The organism is Brevibacillus sp. LEMMJ03 (assembly GCF_007197875.1).
GTDB lineage: Bacteria > Bacillota > Bacilli > Brevibacillales > Brevibacillaceae > Brevibacillus > Brevibacillus thermoruber.
On sequence record NZ_VKJN01000061.1, the window covers coordinates 1 to 528 of the forward strand.

Here is a 528-nt window from a genome sequence, read left to right on the forward strand (position 1 = left end):
CGCTCCGATTTCTAGGCGGTCCGCTGCATACGGAACATCAGGCGGGTTGTTCGGGTTAGTCTGAAGCGGAAGTGTCGAGCTCTCATGCATGAGTTTCCATACGTCACTGTGTTTGTGTTTCGTCATCCCGACCGTGATAATTGGGACATTCTTCTTGAAAACAGTGATAACAGCTCCGTTCCCCGTAACCTCTGTCCCTTTCGCTGTATACCCGTCTATGATTTCTGTCCCGGACGAGGAAAAGATGTCTTTTCTCATTCTGCGCAAAATGAAATAGAGACGTTTGTCGATCTCACTAGGAAACGACTTTCTAACATGCCCGGTGTTCAACGTAACGTGACGAATGTACGTCATAACTCACCACCCTTGAGCTTCCTGCCTAGATTAATGTTTACCTTTTTTAACATATTGACCTCTCCTTTTCCGTTCATTTCTCTAAATCGCACTGTTGTGTGGTTTTACGCTTTACATATACATAATATCATCTACAAAAAGATATGTAAAGTTTTTTTTAGGATAAGTGCCTCT

General features: G+C 43.4%; 1 protein-coding gene. It reads right to left on the minus strand.

What is annotated here, in order from left to right:
• Positions 1 to 354 (minus strand): hypothetical protein (locus FOI68_RS23820; protein ID WP_221935135.1); only part of this gene is annotated, 354 nt, incomplete at its 3' end.
• Positions 355 to 528: the final 174 nt, after the last annotated feature.